Genomic DNA, 17,677 nt, shown 5'->3' with positions numbered 1-17,677 from the left:
GCTGATGGCCGGACCGCTGTTTCATGTCGGCGCTGTGGCGATGTGTCCGCACGGCGGCCAGATCACGGTGCTGCCCGGCAGCCCGCGCGTACTGGTGAGCGGTATGCCCGTCGCGACGCTCGCCGACCAGTTCATGGTGGCGGGCTGCGCGCTCACGCCGCCGCCGCCGTGCCTGCGGGTGCAATGGCTCACGCCGGCGATGCGCGTGCAGGTGAACGGCGCGCCGCCGATCACGCAGGCCTCGCAGGGCCTGTCGATGGGCGCGACCGGCGCGCCGCAGGGGCCGCCGCTGATCGTCTCGACGCAGACCCGGGTGAGCGCGCTATGAACCCCGTGCCGATGTTGCCGGTCGCCGCGCCTTACCGCATCGACGGCCGCGGCCGCACGATGGAGGCAACGCGCGCGCGCCATCTGCAGGACCTCATCGAGGCCGTGCTCTTCACGACGCCCGGCGAGCGCGTGATGCGCCCGACCTTCGGCAGCGGCGTGCTCGGCCTCGTGTTCGACGCGAACAGCCCCGCGCTCGCGGCAACCACCCAGGTGCTGGTGGCCGGCGCGTTGCAGACGTGGCTTGGCGACCTGATCCAGATCGCCAGTGTCGAGGTGGACAGCGAAGATTCGACGCTCACCGTCAAGGTGAGCTATATCGACCGCGCGAGCGGCGACGCCGCGAGCGTCGTGTTCGGGAGAAGCGTGTGAGCTCAGCGGCGCTCGACGACCGACGCAACCTGGTCCGCCGCTCGCAGACGGACCCGAAGCTCACGCCGGTGAACGGCATCGACTTCATCCAGGTGGATCCCGCGGACGAGGCACGGCTGATCGTGCAGTTCATCTTCGACATCGATACCGATGTCGATCCGGCGCTGCCGGGCGCCGTCGGCGCGCCGCTCACGAAAGCACTGGTTTCGATTGCGGGCGGCGAGCGCATCACGTCGATCGCCGTGACCTCGGTGCAGCGTGGCCCGGCGACGAACCAGCTTCAGGTCGTCACGAACAAGGTGGGCGACTTTTCGACGTACACGCTGCAGATCGGCACGCAGCCCCCGGCGCCGCCGGCCGCGGAACCGCCCGACCCGTTGATTGCGCCCACGGGCTTCGATCCCGTGCTGTGCGCGGCGACCTTCACGTTTCACGTCGAATGCGCGAAGCAGTTCGACTGCAAGACGGCTTGCGTGTGCGCCGAAGCGGCGCAGACGCCGCCGCAGATCGACTACCTCGCGCGCGACTATCCGGCCTTCGTGCAGGTGATGCTCGACCGGCTCGCGCTGCTCGCGCCGCGCTGGAGCGAACGCAATGCGGCCGATCTCGGCGTTGCGGTGGTGGAAGTACTCGCGTATGTGGCCGACCAGCTGAGCTACCGGCACGACGTGATCGACACCGAGGCGTATCTGTCCACCGCGCGGCTGCGCATCTCGATCCGCCGTCACGCGCGGCTCGTCGACTATCGGCTCGATGACGGCAGCAATGCACGCGTGTGGCTGCAACTCGACCTCGGCGGCGACCTGCCGGGCGGCGTGCCGCCGGGCACCCGCTGCTGCACGGTATTCGACGGCGCGAGCGCTCCCGCGCTGCCGGCCGACACCGGAACCTACGACGCGGCGCTGGCGGCCGGCGCGGCGTTCTTCGAGGTGATGGCCGACCGCTACACCAACGGCGACTCGCCCGCGCCTGACCCGCGCCCGCTGTACCGGAACAACAACCGGATGCCGCTCTATGCATGGAGCGCGCAGCACTCGTGTCTCGCGGTGGGCGCAACTTCGGCAACGCTTTACGGCCACTACACGCTCAGCCGCGGCGACATCCTGATTCTCGCCGAAGCGATGGGTCCGCTCACCGGCGCGCCCCCCGACGCGAACCCCGCGAACCGCTGCGTCGTGCGGCTCGTGCGTGACGGCGAGCAGAGCGTCGACCGGCTCACGCAGTGCGCGGTGACCCGCATCGTCTGGCACGACGCCGATGCGTTGACGTTCCCGCTGTGCGTGTCGAGCGTGACGGATGCCGAACATGGGAACAAGCCGCTGCCGAGCGTGAGCGTCGCCTATGGCAACGTCGTGCTGGCCGACCACGGGCGAACGCTCGGCAGCCCGCTCGAGCCGATGCCGGAGCTTCTCGAAGCGGTGCCGCCTTATGGCCGTTATCGGCCGGCGCTATCGGAGCCGGGCGTGACGATGGCGGCCACGAATCCCTACGTGAGCGACCAGCCTGCGAACGGCCAGTTGCCGATCCGACCCGCCGCCCAAGCCGCGCAGTGGAGCCCCGGCGACACCGCGCCGGTCATCACGCTGACCGGGACGGACGCCGACGGCAGCCTGCCCGACTGGTACGCGGTGGGCGACCTGCTCGACGCGGAAATCGGCCCGCAGACGCCGGCGTTCGAAACCGAAGTCGAAAACGACGGCACCGCATACCTGCGCTTCGGCGACGGCGTGAACGGCCGCGCGGTCGAGCCGTCGACGGTGTTCAAGGCTTTCTACCGCGTCGGCAACGGCGCGGCGGGCAACGTCGGCGCCGACACGATCACGCTGATCGACACCAACTTCGTGGGCGGCGGTTATGTCGACGCCGTCAGCAATCCGCTGCCGGCCTTCGGCGGACGCGATCCGGAGTCGCTCGCGCACGCGCGCCAGAACGCGCCGGTCGCGTTCCGCCAGCAGGAACGCGCGGTGACCGCGCAGGACTATGTCGACCGCACGCTCATGTACCCCGGGATCATGCGCGCGGCGGCGAGCCTGCGCTGGACCGGCAGCTGGACGACGGTGTTCGTGACGGTCGAGCGCACCGATGCGACGGCGGTCGACAGCGCGTTCAAGGCCGGCCTCGAAGCGTATCTCAACAGCTACCGGATGGCTGGGCACGACCTCGAAGTCGAAGACGCGGTGCGCGTGCCGCTGCGCGTCGCGATGCATGTGTGCGTGGCGAGTGGTTTCGTGGCCGCGGATCTCGCGCGACTGCTTTTCTCGATGTTCACGAGCGGCCTGCAGCCTGACGGCACCCCGGGCGTGTTCAGCCCGCGGCGCTTCCTGATGGGCGAGCCTTTCTACCTGAGCCCGCTGGTGGCGCTCGCGCAACGCGTGGCAGGGGTGATGTCGGTCAGGATCACGCGCTTCGAGCGCGAACAGTTGCCCGGCAACGCCGCGCTGCGTGCGGGCGTGCTGGTGCCGGGCGCCACCGAACTCTTCGAGCTGGCGAACGATCCGGACTATCCGGAGCGGGGCGTCTTCGAACTCACCGTGGATGGCGGAATATGAACGACGACTGCGACTGCGACTGCTGCGCGGGCGTTTCGATCGAGACGCCCGTGACGGTCTCGAACCGGCCCGGCTTGCCGGCGCTCGCGTACCGCGTGGGAACGTGGGCGCAATTCCGCGCGAGCATGATCGACGCGCTGTCCGCGACCCAAGCGCTCGACGCGCTGAAAACCCGCAGCGACGACGATTTCACGATCGCGCTGCTCGACGCGTTCGCGGTGGTGTGCGACATCCTCACGTTCTACAGCGAGCGCAGCGCCAACGAGCACTATCTCGGCACGGCAACCGACCCGGTGTCGGTGCGCGAACTCGCGAAGCTGGTCGGCTACCGGATGGCGCCGGGCGTGGCGGCGAGCGTGCCGCTCGCGCTGACGATCCAGGCCCCGCCGACTGCGCTGGCGGGCTCGCCGTCCAGCGCGGCCCCGGCGGGCCCGCAGGCGCAACTGGTGCCGCCGGTCGTGCCGGTTCCGGTCGGCCTGCAGGCGCAGAGCGTGCCTGGGCCCGGCGAACAGCCGGTGACCTTCGAGACCCTCGCGGCCATCGACGCGCGCTATGGCTGGAACGCGCTGCGGCCGCGCGCGGCGCGCGCGCTGACCGACACGGCTGACAATCTGAATCCCGGGTATCTGCGGCTTGCGGGGCTCAATGCGAGCATCCAGGCAGGCGACTGGCTGCTGGTGCTGATCGGCGGCGGCGCGAGCCCGCAAAGCGGCATAAACCGCGTCGCGCAGGTGACGCTGGAAACCGTCACACAAACCACGCTCGTGGTGTTCGACAACGGAGGCGACCCGCCGACGGCCATGCCCGATCCGTCGCCGACGCCGCAAACGCTCGCCGGCAAGCTCGGCGATGCCGCGCTCGCGGGCGCGATCCGCGGCGTGACATGGGGCGACCAGGCGGACCTCGTGGCCCAGGCGCTGAAGCTGCAATGGCCGATCCAGCAACTCGAAGACAACATCAACGCGCTGCCCGGCACGGCGCCGGCCATCCAGGTGTTCCGGCTCGGCGTGCGGGCGGCGCTGTTCGGCCATAACGCGCCGCTGTGGGCGTCGTTGCCCACGTTCTCTCCGATCGGCAGCGGCGTCGAAACCACGGTGCTGCCGAACTGGGACACACCTCCGGCCACCGTGTCGACCGACCCGTCGGGAAGCGCCGGCTGGCTGTCGCTCGACCAGGTCTATCCGGCGCTCGTCGCCAACGGCTGGGTCGTGCTCGTCGCGCCGGACGCGACGCCGATCGTGTGCCAGATCGCGGCAGCCCGGCAAGTCGCGCGCACGGGCTTCATGCTGTCGTCGAGAGTCACGCAGATCTCGCTGCAGAACGCGCCGGCCAGCGCCGCCTCGCTGGCGCTGCGAACCACCACTGTGCTCGGCGCGACCAGTCAGTACAGCGTCGCTCCCGAGCCCGAGCCCGCGACGAACCGGGTCGCCGGGTCGAGCATCGTGCTCGCGTCCGCGCAGCTGGGCCTCGCGGTGGGGCAGCAAGTCGCGATCACCGGCGCGGCGCTCGACCAGGGAAGCCGCAGCGTGAGCGAAGTCCGCAAGATTGCCGCGCTCGCGCTCGTCGATGGTTACACGCAGATCGGCCTCGATCTCGACCTCGTGCATAGCTACGATCGCACGTCGGTGACGATCAACGCGAACGTTGCGCCGGCGACAGAGGGCGCGTCGAAGAGCGAGATTCTCGGTAGCGGCAACGGGGCCGCCACGTGGCAGACCTTCGCGCTGAAGCAGCCGCCGCTCACCTATGTCGGCGCGGCAACGCCATCCGGCACGGCTTCGACGCTGGCGGTCAGGGTGAACGGCGCACTGTGGAGCGAGGTGCCGTGGCTCGCGTCGCAGGCGTCGAGCGCGCGGGTGTTCACGACTTCCGTCGATGCGTCCGGCAATACGCTCGTGCAGTTCGGCGACGGCACCGACAGCGGCGCGCGGCTGCCGTCCGGACAGAACAACGTCACGGCCACCTATCGCCAGGGGCTGGGCAGCGAGGGCAATGTCGACGCCGGCCGCATCACGACGCTGCTCACGCGGCCCACCGGCCTGCAAGGCGTGATCAACCCGGTCGCGGCAAGCGGCGGCGGCGATCCTGAAACGCGCGACTCCGGCCGGCTCAATGCGGCGACGACGGTGCGCGCGCTCGATCGCATCGTCACGCTCGAAGACGTCGGCGACTTCGCCCGCGCGAGCGCGGCGATCGCGAAGGCCGACGCGGTCTGGGCGTGGGACGGCCGCAGCCAGGTCGCGTGCGTGACCGTTGCTGGCGCGGGCGGTGCGACGCTCGATTCGTCGTCGGCACAGTTCGGCTACCTCGTGAAGTCGATGCAGGACGCGACGGACGGCACAGTGCCGATCACGCTATGCAGCTACGTGCCGCGCAGCTTCACCATCGGTGCGACGCTCACCGTCGATCCGACGCTCGACGCCGACGCCGTTGTCGCCAGCGCGATATGCGCGTTGCGCGCGGCGTTCGGTTTCGATGCGCGCAGCTTCATGCAGCCGGTATTTGCGAGCGAAGTGATCGCGACGCTGCAGGCGGTGCCGGGCGTCATCGCACTGAGCCTCGACGCGCTGAAGTACACCGGCGCCGCCGACGACAACGCCAGCACGTCCGCCAATGCATATGCCAATGCCAATGCTAATGCGGGCAACGGTTTCGCGACGACCCACAGGCTGCGCGCGAGGCCGCCGCAGCTACGCGGCGGCGCGCTGAGCGGCGCCGAATTGCTCACGCTCGATAGCGGACCGTTGCCAGCGGTGGTGCACGCATGAATCCGCTCGATACCGACTCGATCTATGCGCTGCTGCCGGTCGCGACGCGTACGCAGGATGCCGAAGCGGGCGGCAGCCTGCTGAACCTGCTCAGTGTGCTCGCCGCTCAGGCGCGGCTGATCGACGCCGATCTCGAACAGCTCTACGACGACCTGTTCATTCAGACCTGCGCGCCGTGGGTGATTCCGTACATCGGCGAGCTGATCGGCTATCGGGCGGTGCGGCCCATTCCGCCGCTGAACGCGACCGCGCGTGCGGACGTGGCCGATACGATCGGCTACCGGCGGCGCAAGGGCACCCTCGCCGTGCTCGATCAGCTCGGCTTCGACCTGACCGGCTGGCCCACGGTCGCGGTGGAGTTCTTCGCGCGCCTCGCCGTGTCGCAATACGTGCGCAACCATGTGCGCGCCGGCAACGCGTGCGTCGACGTGCACGGCTTCCAGAGCGCCGCGGACTTCGACACCGCGTTCGACATGATGACGCGCAGCGCCGACGTGCGCCGCATCGCGAGCGGGCGCGGGCGCTACAACATTCCGAACGTGGGCGTGTTCGTGTGGCGTCTGCGCGTGTTTGGCGGCGCGACGCTGGTCGGCAAGGACGCCACGTTCGGCACGGTCGGGCTCGGCACGGCCGCGAACGTCGGCCCGAACCGCTACACGTTCGATCCGTTCGGGCGCGATGTCGCGCTCGTCAATCCGGCGCAGCCGCTTGCGCAGGACTTCGTCGTCACCGCGCGCGCCAATGTGCCGTTCCCGGTGCGCCGCGATGCACTGTATGTCGAGCTCGAATCGCTGCGCGCGGTTCACGCCGGCACGCTCGCGTCGTATACGCCGGCGTTTTTCGGCGTGCGTCCCGTGCTCGCGATCTTCGACAGCAATGGCGCACCCATCGGCCCGTTGCAGCTGTGCTGCTGCAACCTGTCCGAATGGACCGCGCCGACGGAGCCGGGCATTCGCGCCGCGTTCGACCCCGAACTCGGCCGCCTGATGTTCAACGGCGCACCGCCTGCGCCGGTGCGCGTCGCCTGTGCGTATGCATTCAGCGGACCGTACGGCGGCGGCACCTACATGCGCCCGCCCGACCCGGGCGAAGCCGCGGCGCAGACGGTCGCGGCGTTCGCCGCGGCCGCGCCGTCGAAGCTGCAGCAGGGCGTGTTCGAGATTGCCGACAGCGGGACCTTCGAGGACACTTTCGCGCTGACGCCGGCAGGCGCGCCGCTGGTCGTGCGCGCAGCCGACTACGCGCGGCCGATCGTGCTCGGCCCGTTGACGATCGACGCAGTGGCGGGCGGCAGCGTCACGCTGCGCGGCATCGGCGTCAGCGACGGAATCCTGGTGCGGGGCCCGTCGAATTCGAGCAGTTCGTCTTCGGGTACGTCTTCGAGTTCGTCTTCGAGTGGGTCTTCCGGTTCGTCTTCGAGCTCGTCTTCGAGCGGCTCGACCGGTGCGCCGGATAGCGCGTTCACGCTGAACCTCGAGCACTGTACGCTGCGCGGCCCGCTCGTCTGGACTTACGACGGCGGCGGCACACTGAATATCGCGAGTGCGCTGTGCGCGGCGCTGCAGATCGACGAACGCGTGACGATCTCGATCAGCGACAGCGCGATCGATGCCGGTTCGGACCAGGCAGCCGCGATCGTCGGCGGCGACGGCGTGAGCCCTTGCGGCGAGGTCGATCTCGCCGCGTCGACCGTGCTCGGCACGATCAGCGCGCGCGAGACGAGCCTGATCGAAAACAGCATCGTGAGCGGGATCGCGCGGTTCGAGCGCACCCACGCGGGCTGCGTGCGTTACAGCTACGTGCCGCCCGGCTCGGTTACGCCACGGCGATTCCGCTGCCAGCCGGACCTCGCGATCGCCGCGGCGCTCTCGGTCGCCGTGGCGCGGAATCCCGCGCTCGACAGCGCCGCGCAACAGGCACTCGGCGCGCAGGTGGCGTTGCGGGTCGAGCCGGTATTCGTGAGCCGGCTGCCCGGCCTCGCGGCTTACCTGCAACTCGCGGACAGCGGACCCGCCGAGCTCGCGCAGGGTGCGGAGAGCGGCGACGAGATGGGTGTGTTCCACGGCCTGTACAACGTGCGGCGCGAAGCGAATCTGAAGTTCCGCCTGACCGAGTATCTGCGCATCGGGCTCGAGGCCGGAGTGATCCATGCAAGCTGAGCCCGCGCCCACAATGACGAGGAGAGTGTGATGAAGGCCGATCGCAGTCGCGATACCTTCGATCCGCGCAAGCACTACCGGCGCGTCCTGCACCAGCAGGGCCGGGTCGTGCTCGACGCAGACGACAACGAGCAGGTGTCGATCGACCTCGCCGCTTCGGAGCGCGCGCTCACCGATGTGATTGGGCCGGCGGGCGTGCCGGAAACGTCGCTCGCCCCCGGTTATGCGGGGGGCTTTGCGCTCGGCATCAGCGTTCCGGCGGGGAGCGGCAGTTCTTCGAGCAGCTTCGGCAGTTTCAGCAGCATCAGCAGTTTCAGCAGCATGAGCAGTGTGTTCGGCCAGAGCGGCTTCGGCAGCAGCGCGAGCGGAGCGAATCTCCCGGGCGACTTCGGCGGCTTTGCCGGCAGTTCATCGAGCAGCGGCAGCAGCAGTTCGTCCGGATCGACGCCGCTGCCGGGCAACGACCTGACGATTGCGCACGGGCGCATCTACGTCGACGGCATTCTCGTGGTCAACGACGCCGATACGACGCTGCTCACCCAGCCGTATTTGCCGCTCGACGGCGACGCGAGCCCGACGGGTCTCGCGGGGAAGGGCGTCTATGCGGCGTACCTCGACGTGTGGGAGCGGGTCGTGACGCCGATCGACGACCCGTCGATCCAGGAAATCGCGCTCGGCGGCCCGGATACGTGCCTGCGCTCGCAGGTCGTCTGGCAGGTTCGGCTCGGCAAGATCGATACGACGCAGTACGGCGCCAATCCCTCCTGCGCAGCGATTCCTTCGCCCTGGCCGCAGCGCGCCAACCCGGGACAGCTGACCGCGCTCACCGCGGCGCCTCCAACCGATCCCGTGCCCTGCACGCTGCCGCCCGAGAGCGGCTACCAGAGCCTCGAAAACCAGCTGTATCGCGTTGAGATCGAGACGGCTGGCGGCTACGGCAGCGCGACCTTCAAGTGGTCGCGCGAGAACGGCTCGGTGGTATTCGGCATCGTGCCGGCGCCGGGCCAGCCGGCGACAGGCATCGTGAGCGGCACGACGTTCTACGTGAGTTCGACGGGGCGCGACGCGTCGCTCGGCCTTGCGCCCGGCGACTGGGTCGAATTGAGCGACGATCGCGCGGAATTCGTCGACGGCCACGGCGAACTGCTGCAGGTCGCCGTTACCAGCGACGCGCAGATGACCGTTACGCTGCAAAGCGCGCCGGCGCAGGGCGTCGACCTCGCGCGGCATCCGAAGCTGCGCCGCTGGGATCAGAGCGCGAACGCAACGGCCAGCGGCGTCGCGATTGCCGATGGCACGCCGGTCGATCTGGAAAACGGCGTGCAGGTGCAGTTTTCGAACGGCCAGTACGCGGTCGGCGACTACTGGCTGATTCCGGCGCGCACGGCGACGGCGCAGCAGGCGATCGGCACCATCGAATGGCCTGCGGACGCGAGCGGCAAGCCGTTGCCGCAAGCGCCGCGAGGCGTCGTTCGCCACTATTGCAAGCTGGGCATCGTTGCGTTCGACGGCTATCTGTTCCAGCCGCCGCAGGGCGCGAGCGCAGTGGTCGATTGCCGGCTGAGGTTCCCGCCGCTGACGGCGCTCGACATCTCGCAGTGCCCTTGCACGATCACGCTGGAGTCGACCGCGAACTGGACCGCGCAGCTCGCCGCGCTGTTCGCGAACCAGCCGGCAGCCGACGCCGAGATCTGCTTCGCGGTCGGCGAATTCGACACCTCGCAAACGGTCGTGATCAAGACGACCGGCAGCGTGAAGGTCACGGGTGCGGGGCCGGGCACAAAGATCGTCGGACAGAAGCTCGAAGCGGTGCTGCGCTTCGTGGGCTGCGCGAGCGTGAAAGTGTGCGACCTGAGCGTCACCGCGACGCGCGCGGACACGCCCGTCGATGCAACGACGAAGCATGTCGGCGGCGCGCTCGAGTTCGACGACTGCGGCGAGGTCAATGTCGAGACGGTCACGCTCGCCTGCACCGGCGCGCTTAGCTCGGGAGCGGCCTGTCTGACGGTGCGCAACACGATCACGGACGCGAACGCCGCGACCGGCGCGGGCACCGTGCGCGTGCTCAACTCCCGCTTCACGGTCGGGCAGATGCAGTACGGGATGATGCTGATCCACGTTCAGAAGGCGTTCGTCGAAGGTAACGAGCTGATTGGCAGCCATACGAAGCCGCCTCCTTTCCGGGACGCGCTGCAGAACCCGGCGTACCGGAAGCTCGCGGAGCGCGCGCTGATCGGCAGTGCGGCGATCGCTGCGGCAAAGACCGCAGCGCCGGCTGCCTCTTCCGCTTCCGCTTCCGCTGCCGCGCGCGCGGCGGGGGCGCTGTCGACGAATCTCGCCGCGCCGCGCGTGAGTCTGCCGGGGCTCGCAGCGAGCGCCGCGTCGGCCACACCGGCCACTGCGGCCACACCGCCCACTGCGGCCGAGCCTTCGACAGTGCCGGCCGCCGGCGCGTCGACGACCCCCGCCGCGCTCGCCACCGGCGCTGCGGCGGCGAGCGCGGCGCCGGGTGCGGGTGCAGCCGCCGCGGCTGGTTCACCGGTGGGTCGCACGAGCGCGCGGTTGCCGAACACGCAGGTGAGCGTCGGCAAATCGACGATCAGCTTCAACACACCGACGCAATTGCAGAACGTCTGGCAGACCTACGTCGATAGCAACGCGCCGAAGCAGTTCGCATCGAACGGCGATCTGCTCAAGTACGTCAAGCAGGCCGCCGCGACGCTGCTGACGGACCCCACCGCGCAGGCCCAGTTCTCGGGATTTCAGAGCATCGTGCGATTCTTCGAGAAGGCGCAGGTGTCGGCGGCGCGCGCGGGCGTCGCCGTTGGCGGGCGCGCATGCGCGAGCCTGAACGTGAGCCGTAATACGATCGACGGCTTCATGCAGGGCGTTGCGATGGGTTTCAGTCACCGCGAGGCCAAGCCGGCGACACCGGTCGATGCGGCCAGCACCGTGACGATCCGGGACAACGAGATCCAGGTGCTGGTCGATCCGATCCTTGGCCACGCGGCCGCGCGCTATGCGATCTTCGTCGGCAATGCCGCTTCGCTACTGATCGAAAACAATCGCGCGACGCTGTCGAGCGCCCCGCAGTCGGACATCGAGGCGGACGGCATTCGCGTATTCGGCTATGCGGGCAAGCGCCTCATCGTGCGCGAGAACCACCTGTCCGGCTTCCAAACCAGCGTGCGCGTCACGGTGGTCACGTCGCCTGGGCACCGCTACACCGGGGCAGGGCCATCGTCGCAGTCGTATGTTCAGCCGCTGCGGCGTCCCACGCTGTGGCTCGTGGCGGACAACGTGCTCGAGGCGACCCGCGAGGCCATCGCGGCGCCGTCGTGCTTGCAGATCGGCAACGTGCAGGCGTGAAGCGGGCTCATCATGCGAAAGCTGATACTGCGCAATTTCCAGTCGCCGGGCGACATCGTGATGCTGACGGCCGCCGTGCGCGACCTGCATGCCGCGTATCCGGGCCAATTCGAAACCGACGTGCGCACGCCGTGCCCCGCGCTGTGGGAACACAATCCGCACATCACGCCGCTGCGGGAGCAGGAGCGCGACGTCGAAGTGATCGACTGCCACTATCCGCTGATTCACCAGAGCAATCACGCGCCGTATCACTTTCTGCTCGGCTTCATCGACTATCTGAACGCGACACTGGGGCTTGCGGTACGACCGACGCGCTTTTGCGGCGACATCCACCTCGCACCGCGCGAAAAGCAGTGGATCTCGCAGGTCGAGGAGATCGTGCACTGGCCCATCCCGTTCTGGATCGTCGTGGCCGGAGGCAAGCGCGACTTCACGATCAAGTGGTGGGCGCGCGAGCGGTATCAGGCGGTCGTCGATCAATTCGCCGGCAAGATTCAGTTCGTGCAGGTAGGAGAGAACGGCCACGAGCATCCGGCGTTGCGCGACGTGATCGATTTGCGAGGTAAGACGGATTTGCGTCAGCTGATCCGCCTCGTGCATCACGCTCAGGGCGTGCTCTGTCCCGTTACGCTGCTGATGCATCTCGCGGCGGCCGTCGAGGTGCGCGCGGGCATGCCGAAGAACCGGCCGTGCGTGGTGGTAGCGGGCGGCCGCGAGCCGCCGCATTGGGAGGCGTATCCGCATCATCAGTTTCTGCATCGCGCGGGCGCACTGCGCTGCTGCGACGACGGCGGCTGCTGGAAGTCGCGCGTGCGCCCGCTCGGCGACCGGGCGCCGGGCGACCGCCCCGATCAGCTATGCGTCGACGTGGTCGGCGACCTGCCGCGCTGCATGGACCTGATTGATCCCGATGACGTGATACGCGCGATCGACCTGTATTTCGCCGGTGGCGCCATCCGCGCGTTGCCGCAGCGGGTCGCGCAACCGGCGTATCCATGAGGGAGCGACGCGATGGCCTCATCGAACGAACGTGAGCTCGCCGTGGCGATTTATCTGTGCGGCGGATTGGGCGACGTGATCGTGTCCGGCAGATTCGTCCAGCAACTCTTCGCGGCGACCGGCTATCCGCGCATCGACGTGTACTATCACGCGCCGGAAGCGGCTCGCTTCGTCTTCAACGCGGCGCGCTTCGTGCACGCCGTCTATCCGGATTCGGCGCTGCGCGACGCACGCCATACGTACCACGCGGTGATCTTCGTCGCGCAATTCGTGCGGTATGAAATCCTGAAGCGCAACGAGGTCGAATCGTTGAGCCCCGCGCTGCTGAAAATCGCCGACGAAGCCGACCGGCGCCTCGCGCAGTATCGCGGCCTGTTCGATCGCCATCCGCTGCTCGACGGCCTGTGGGGGCGGTTGTCCGCGCAGGCCGGGCGCAACGTCATCGCCAATCTCGGCTTTCTCGGCAACCTGCCAATCGACGCCTCCACCTGCGCGTTTCTTGCGCCGGACCCGAATCGCATTGCGCTGGTCGACGAGCTGTTGACCGGGAAGAACCAGCCGTATCTGACGTTGCACGACGGCTTCGACAACCTGCAAGGACCCCCGCCCGGCCAGGCCACCAAATGCTGGCCGCTCGAATACTGGAAGCGCCTGGTCGAGCGTCTGCAGGCGAGCATGCCGGGGCTGTGCCTCGTGCAGCTTGGCGGCAGCAAGAGCCGGCACATTCCCGGTGTCGATATCGATCTCGTGCTGCGCACCGATCTTCACGAAGCGGCGTGGGTGCTCAAGCATGCGTTGCTGCACGTCGACACCGATTCTGGCCTCGTTCACATGGGGAGCGCGCTGCACACGCAGTCCGTCGCGCTGTTTGGGCCCACGCTCGCCGCTTATTTCGGCTATCAGCGCAATATCAACCTGTCCTCGGGATCGTGCGGAGGCTGCTGGTGGTCGACGCCCGACTGGCTCGCCAAGTGTCCGCGCGGCCTCGCGCAGCCGGCCTGCATGGCAGCGGTGGCGCCGGAATACGTCGAGCGCAGCGCTTTGCGCGCGCTGGCCGCGCGCACCCAGGAACCTCCGCGCTACACGCTTGCCGATGCGCGGCTTTATGACAGCGCGCTGCGCACCGAGCGCGCCGCCGTGCTCCACGACATCTTCACGCGGCTCGACATTCCTGCCGTGCCGATTTCCGAGCACGCGCGGCGCGCCGACGTCGGGCTCTACATTCACGCGTCGAAGCAATGGGAGTACCTGTACGTCGCGTCGCAGATCGAAAAGCGCTTCGGCGCGGACCGGAGCAATCTCGCGATCGCCGATGTCGGCGGCGGCCGAGGCGCGCTCGCACCGTATCTGGCGACGCTCGGGCATCACGTTCACCTGTACGACATCGACTACATGTGGGACGCCGACGGTAACGCCGAAGTCGAACGCCGCTTTCTCGCGTGGGCGGCGCGCGAGCGCATCGGCGCACAGTTCGCGTCGCTCTACAACCTGCCGGCAGCCGATGCGAGCTTCGATGTGGTGCTGAGCGTGTCGGTCGTCGAGCACATCGTGTACAAGCAGTACGCGTTGAAGGAGGCGCTGCGGGTGCTCAAGCCTGGCGGGCTGCTGATTCTCACGTTCGACTATGCGATGCGGCCGGAGCGGTTCCAGGACGATATGCGCCGCGAGATCTTCGACGCGCAACGTCTCGACGCGGCGCTCGCGCCGCTCAGGCTGAGCGGTGTCGGCTTCAGTGAGGCGGCGTTCGACAGGAGCTGCACGGAAATTCGACGTGACGGCGTGCTCGGCATTCCGGACGGAATGACGGTTGGCGGACTCGCGATCGTCAAGGAGGCTGTGTAACGGCCTGCTCGAAAGAGTTCCAATCACGTTCATCGGCTACGCAAGGTAAAAGCATGTTTGCTTCCACGATCGGCAGGACCGGCACGCAGGAAGCCGCGCCCGCGCGCCGCGCTCCGCAGCGCCGGGATGCGCGCGAGGCTGGCGACGCAAAAACCCCGGCGGCGAGCCTCGCGGCTCAGTCGGCGCAGGTCGCTCGCGGCGACGGCGTTGCGTTGCCGCAGGACGTGCAGCACGAGGCAGCGGCGCGCTACGGATACAGCTTCGGTCAGGTCCGGATTCATACCGGCGCCCGCGCGTCGGACGTCGCGAGGTCATTGAACGCGGCGGCATTCACGCTGGGCAACGACATCGTGTTCGGCGCCGACCGCTACGCGCCCGCGTCGCCCGGCGGCCGGCTACTGCTGCATCACGAGTTGAAGCACGTCGCGCAGCAACGCTCGGCGCGGCGCGTGGAGACCCCTGAGCTGGATTCCTCGCGCTCCGGGCACGAAGCCGACGCACGTCATATCTTCGATCCGCACGTGCAACCGTTGTCGATACAAAAGATCCAGTGTGCGCCAGCCGACGAGCCGTACACGATCGGCACCGTGGCGGACAAGGTCGGGCGTTCCGCTTTCGGCGACGCCTCCTGGCCGTTCCTCAAGGCGCTATTCGAGGGCTTCATGGGGGCTTTGCAAGCCGACGTGAAGTCCGGTCGCGCGGATGCCGCGAAGAATCATCTTGCTGCGCTTTTCGTACCGTGGAATGCGATCAAATTCCACGGCGGATTTCTTCTCGGGTTCGTCATTGGTCTCGTGAGTCCGATCACCGATCTGATCAAGGGAATCGTCGGCGCGGTCCGGCTCGCGATATCCGCAATCGAGTGGCTCGCGAAATGGTCGCCGGTCGGTATCGCCGTCAGCGCAGAGCGTCAACAGAAAATCGTCACGTTGCTGGAAAAATTCAGCGAGATGGGCACGCAGTTGAACCAGACGCTGGCCGATTTCATCGCGGATCCGAAGGGAGCGATCCAGAAGTTTTCCGGCTTTCTCGACAATCTGATGCAGCTGGCGGTCGGCAAGGCGCGTGAGTTTGGCGGGAGTGCGGCACACTCGCTGTTCGACTATCTGCAGAAAGACTTTTTCGAGATGGGGCAGGGCATCGGCGAGGTGTGCGGCGCAGTGGTCGCGCAAGTTCTCCTGCTGGTTTTCAGCGATGCCATTGGCAACCTCATTTCGAAAGGCGCCAGTTTCCTCGGCAAAGCGGCGGAATTCGTCGCCGGCAAGGCAGTCGAGGTGTTCGAATGGTTCAAGGGCTTTGCTTCCGAAATACTGGCAATGCTGCGCAATGCCGTCAAAGGCGCATTGAAACTGTTTGAAGGGTTGGTCAACAAGGCGGTGGAACTTTTCGAGGCAGCCAAGGCGATCTTTACCGAGTCGGAAATGCTCGGCGCAGAGGGAAGGGTCGCCGCAGGCGTTGGTCGAGACGTGGCGCATCCAGCGACGAATGTGATGGAGTCGCGGATGGTGTCTTCCACGCGGACGGCGCCCGCCAAGGTGTCGGACTTGCGGCCGCCGAAGGTCCATCCGTCCAACGTGGCGGTCGAAGCGCCCAAGGCGCCCAAAACTGCCGCGTCGCCTGCGACACCGAGGGCGACGCCATATAAGAGAGCGCCGTTCGACGAGCCGCTAACACCGTCCGAGCGCGGGCTCTCACTCGAAGAATTGAAACAGAAGCATTTGGCAGAAGAAATGGCCGAGTTTCAGTCGTCTGTGAGCGATGTAACGGGGAAAGAAGTAGAAACCGGACCGAGAATGCAGGAGGCAACCAAAACCAGAGCCGGCCTGGCGAAGAAACCGCAGCATCACGTATTTCCGCAGCAATTTCGAACATGGTTCGAAGACCACGGATTCACAGGCAAATGGGATATCGATCGATTCACGGTCATGCTCGACGAGTCCGAGCACGTGGCCATCCACGGTGGCGGCAACTACAAACTGGGACGAACGACCGGCTTCGAATGGAATATGCGGGTCAAGAACGTATTGGATGCCGAAGAAGCAAAACTCGGTGGTGGCCGCCTTCTGTCTCGCACACGAATCAAGCAGATCGTCGAAGAGCTGATGAAAGAGTATCAAATACCCAAAAAGTACATTCCATATTGATGTACGGGGTTCGCTCACGCCAGGATTCATCTCCGCCAGGGTTAATTAGCAAGCAACTGGTTGCGCGTTTTCCCGGGGGATGGAATTGTCTGAAAGCGTTGCCGGACGGAGATTCGCGTTGCAGCGAGGCGATCGACTAAAATGTCGAGCCTTTGCAGGCTCAAATGATCCGAAGCCAATCACGGCAAGCGATTCCGACGAATTGAGCGAAGCGCAGTTCGAGCAATTCGTCTTGCCCCACCTGAGCCGCGGCCGACGCGGACCAGCCCCCACGCTACCGTTGTGCAAGATCTTCAATTACATCCTGCAGGCGCTCTATATGGGGTGTCAGTGGAAGATGCTGCCGATCCAGACGAATGCACAGGGGTTGCCTGAAATCCACCATACGCGCATCTACCGGATGATGCGGCGCTGGCAGGCCGATGGCAGCATCGACCGGGTCTTTGCGGGCTCGGTCGGCCGACTTCATGACGACCAGTTGCTTGATCTGGATGTTATCCACGGCGACGGCACGACGACGGCGGCGAAGAAAGGCGGCGACAACCTGGGCTACAGCGGACACAACCATCTCAAGGGCGACAAGGTGCTGGCCTTCTGCGATCGCCAGTGCAACATCATCGCGCCATTCGTGACGGCACCGGGCAACCGCAACGAATCGCCGCTGCTGCGCGATGCGCTGCCCGAACTCAGCGCCATGGCCCGCGCCATCGGCGCGGACCTGCAAGGCTCAACCGTCAGTCTGGACGGCGTCTACGACTGCCGCGCGAACCGCAAGGTGATTTTCAACCGTGGCATGGTGCCCAACATCCCCGAGAACCCGCGTGGGCGCAAAACGCCGAAGCGAGGCCGCAGGCAGCGCTTTGATCCTGCGATCTTCGAGGAACGCTTCCGGACCATCGAGCGCGTCTTTGCCTGGGAAGACACGTTCCGACGCCTGCTGCTGCGTTTCGAGCGCATCAGTGACGTGCATTACGCGCTCAAAACGCTCGCCTACACGATGATCAATCTTCGGCACTACTGCCGAAACTGATCACGCGTCCCGTTGCACAAGGCTGACTCTCGGGCGCAACGCGCCGTCATCGCGCTCGCCAATGCCACACGCATTATTTCGCACATCAAGCCGCCACGTCGCTGCGTGCAGCTTGCCA

At 67.1% G+C, this 17,677-nt stretch carries 10 protein-coding genes; all 10 read left to right on the top strand.

Annotated elements, in window-relative coordinates; translation table 11 throughout:
• Window positions 1–4 precede the first annotated feature (4 nt).
• The gene (locus OKW27_RS19700; protein ID WP_429334511.1) at window positions 5–328 is read left to right on the top strand and encodes a hypothetical protein; all 324 of its coding nucleotides are present in this window, start codon (window positions 5–7) and stop codon (window positions 326–328) included.
• Complete coding sequence (locus OKW27_RS19695; protein WP_429334510.1) at window positions 325–699, top strand: GPW/gp25 family protein; 375 nt, start codon at window positions 325–327, stop codon at window positions 697–699. Before OKW27_RS19700 ends, OKW27_RS19695 begins: the two co-directional genes overlap by 4 nt.
• Entirely contained in the window at window positions 696–3,248 is a 2,553-nt protein-coding gene (locus OKW27_RS19690; protein ID WP_429334509.1) for a putative baseplate assembly protein, read from the top strand. The genes OKW27_RS19695 and OKW27_RS19690 overlap by 4 nt, the downstream gene beginning before the upstream one ends.
• Window positions 3,245–6,016, top strand: a complete 2,772-nt coding sequence (locus tag OKW27_RS19685) for a hypothetical protein (RefSeq protein ID WP_429334508.1) — start codon at window positions 3,245–3,247, stop codon at window positions 6,014–6,016. Before OKW27_RS19690 ends, OKW27_RS19685 begins: the two co-directional genes overlap by 4 nt.
• Entirely contained in the window at window positions 6,013–8,175 is a 2,163-nt protein-coding gene (locus OKW27_RS19680) for a hypothetical protein (protein ID WP_429334507.1), read from the top strand. The genes OKW27_RS19685 and OKW27_RS19680 overlap by 4 nt, the downstream gene beginning before the upstream one ends.
• 30 nt (window positions 8,176–8,205) lie before the next feature.
• Window positions 8,206–11,544, top strand: a complete 3,339-nt coding sequence (locus OKW27_RS19675) for a DUF6519 domain-containing protein (protein ID WP_429334506.1) — start codon at window positions 8,206–8,208, stop codon at window positions 11,542–11,544.
• Window positions 11,545–11,556: 12 nt separating this feature from the next.
• Window positions 11,557–12,543 (top strand): glycosyltransferase family 9 protein, encoded by a 987-nt coding sequence (locus OKW27_RS19670; protein ID WP_429334505.1) that lies wholly within the window; start codon window positions 11,557–11,559, stop codon window positions 12,541–12,543.
• Between the two features lie 12 nt (window positions 12,544–12,555).
• Window positions 12,556–14,385 carry a methyltransferase domain-containing protein gene (locus OKW27_RS19665; protein WP_429334504.1) on the top strand — a complete coding sequence of 610 codons (1,830 nt, stop codon included), beginning with the start codon at window positions 12,556–12,558 and terminating at the stop codon, window positions 14,383–14,385.
• A gap of 212 nt (window positions 14,386–14,597) precedes the next feature.
• Window positions 14,598–16,529 carry an eCIS core domain-containing protein gene (locus OKW27_RS19660; protein ID WP_429334503.1) on the top strand — a complete coding sequence of 644 codons (1,932 nt, stop codon included), beginning with the start codon at window positions 14,598–14,600 and terminating at the stop codon, window positions 16,527–16,529.
• A 118-nt stretch (window positions 16,530–16,647) separates the two neighbouring features.
• Entirely contained in the window at window positions 16,648–17,559 is a 912-nt protein-coding gene (locus OKW27_RS19655; protein ID WP_429334502.1) for a transposase, read from the top strand.
• Window positions 17,560–17,677: the final 118 nt, after the last annotated feature.

Source organism: Paraburkholderia sp. 35.1 (assembly GCF_050436525.1).
Taxonomy (GTDB): Bacteria; Pseudomonadota; Gammaproteobacteria; order Burkholderiales; family Burkholderiaceae; genus Paraburkholderia; species Paraburkholderia tuberum.
The sequence above is the reverse complement of the archived record's forward strand: the minus strand, read 5'-3'. Positions and strand labels throughout refer to the sequence as shown.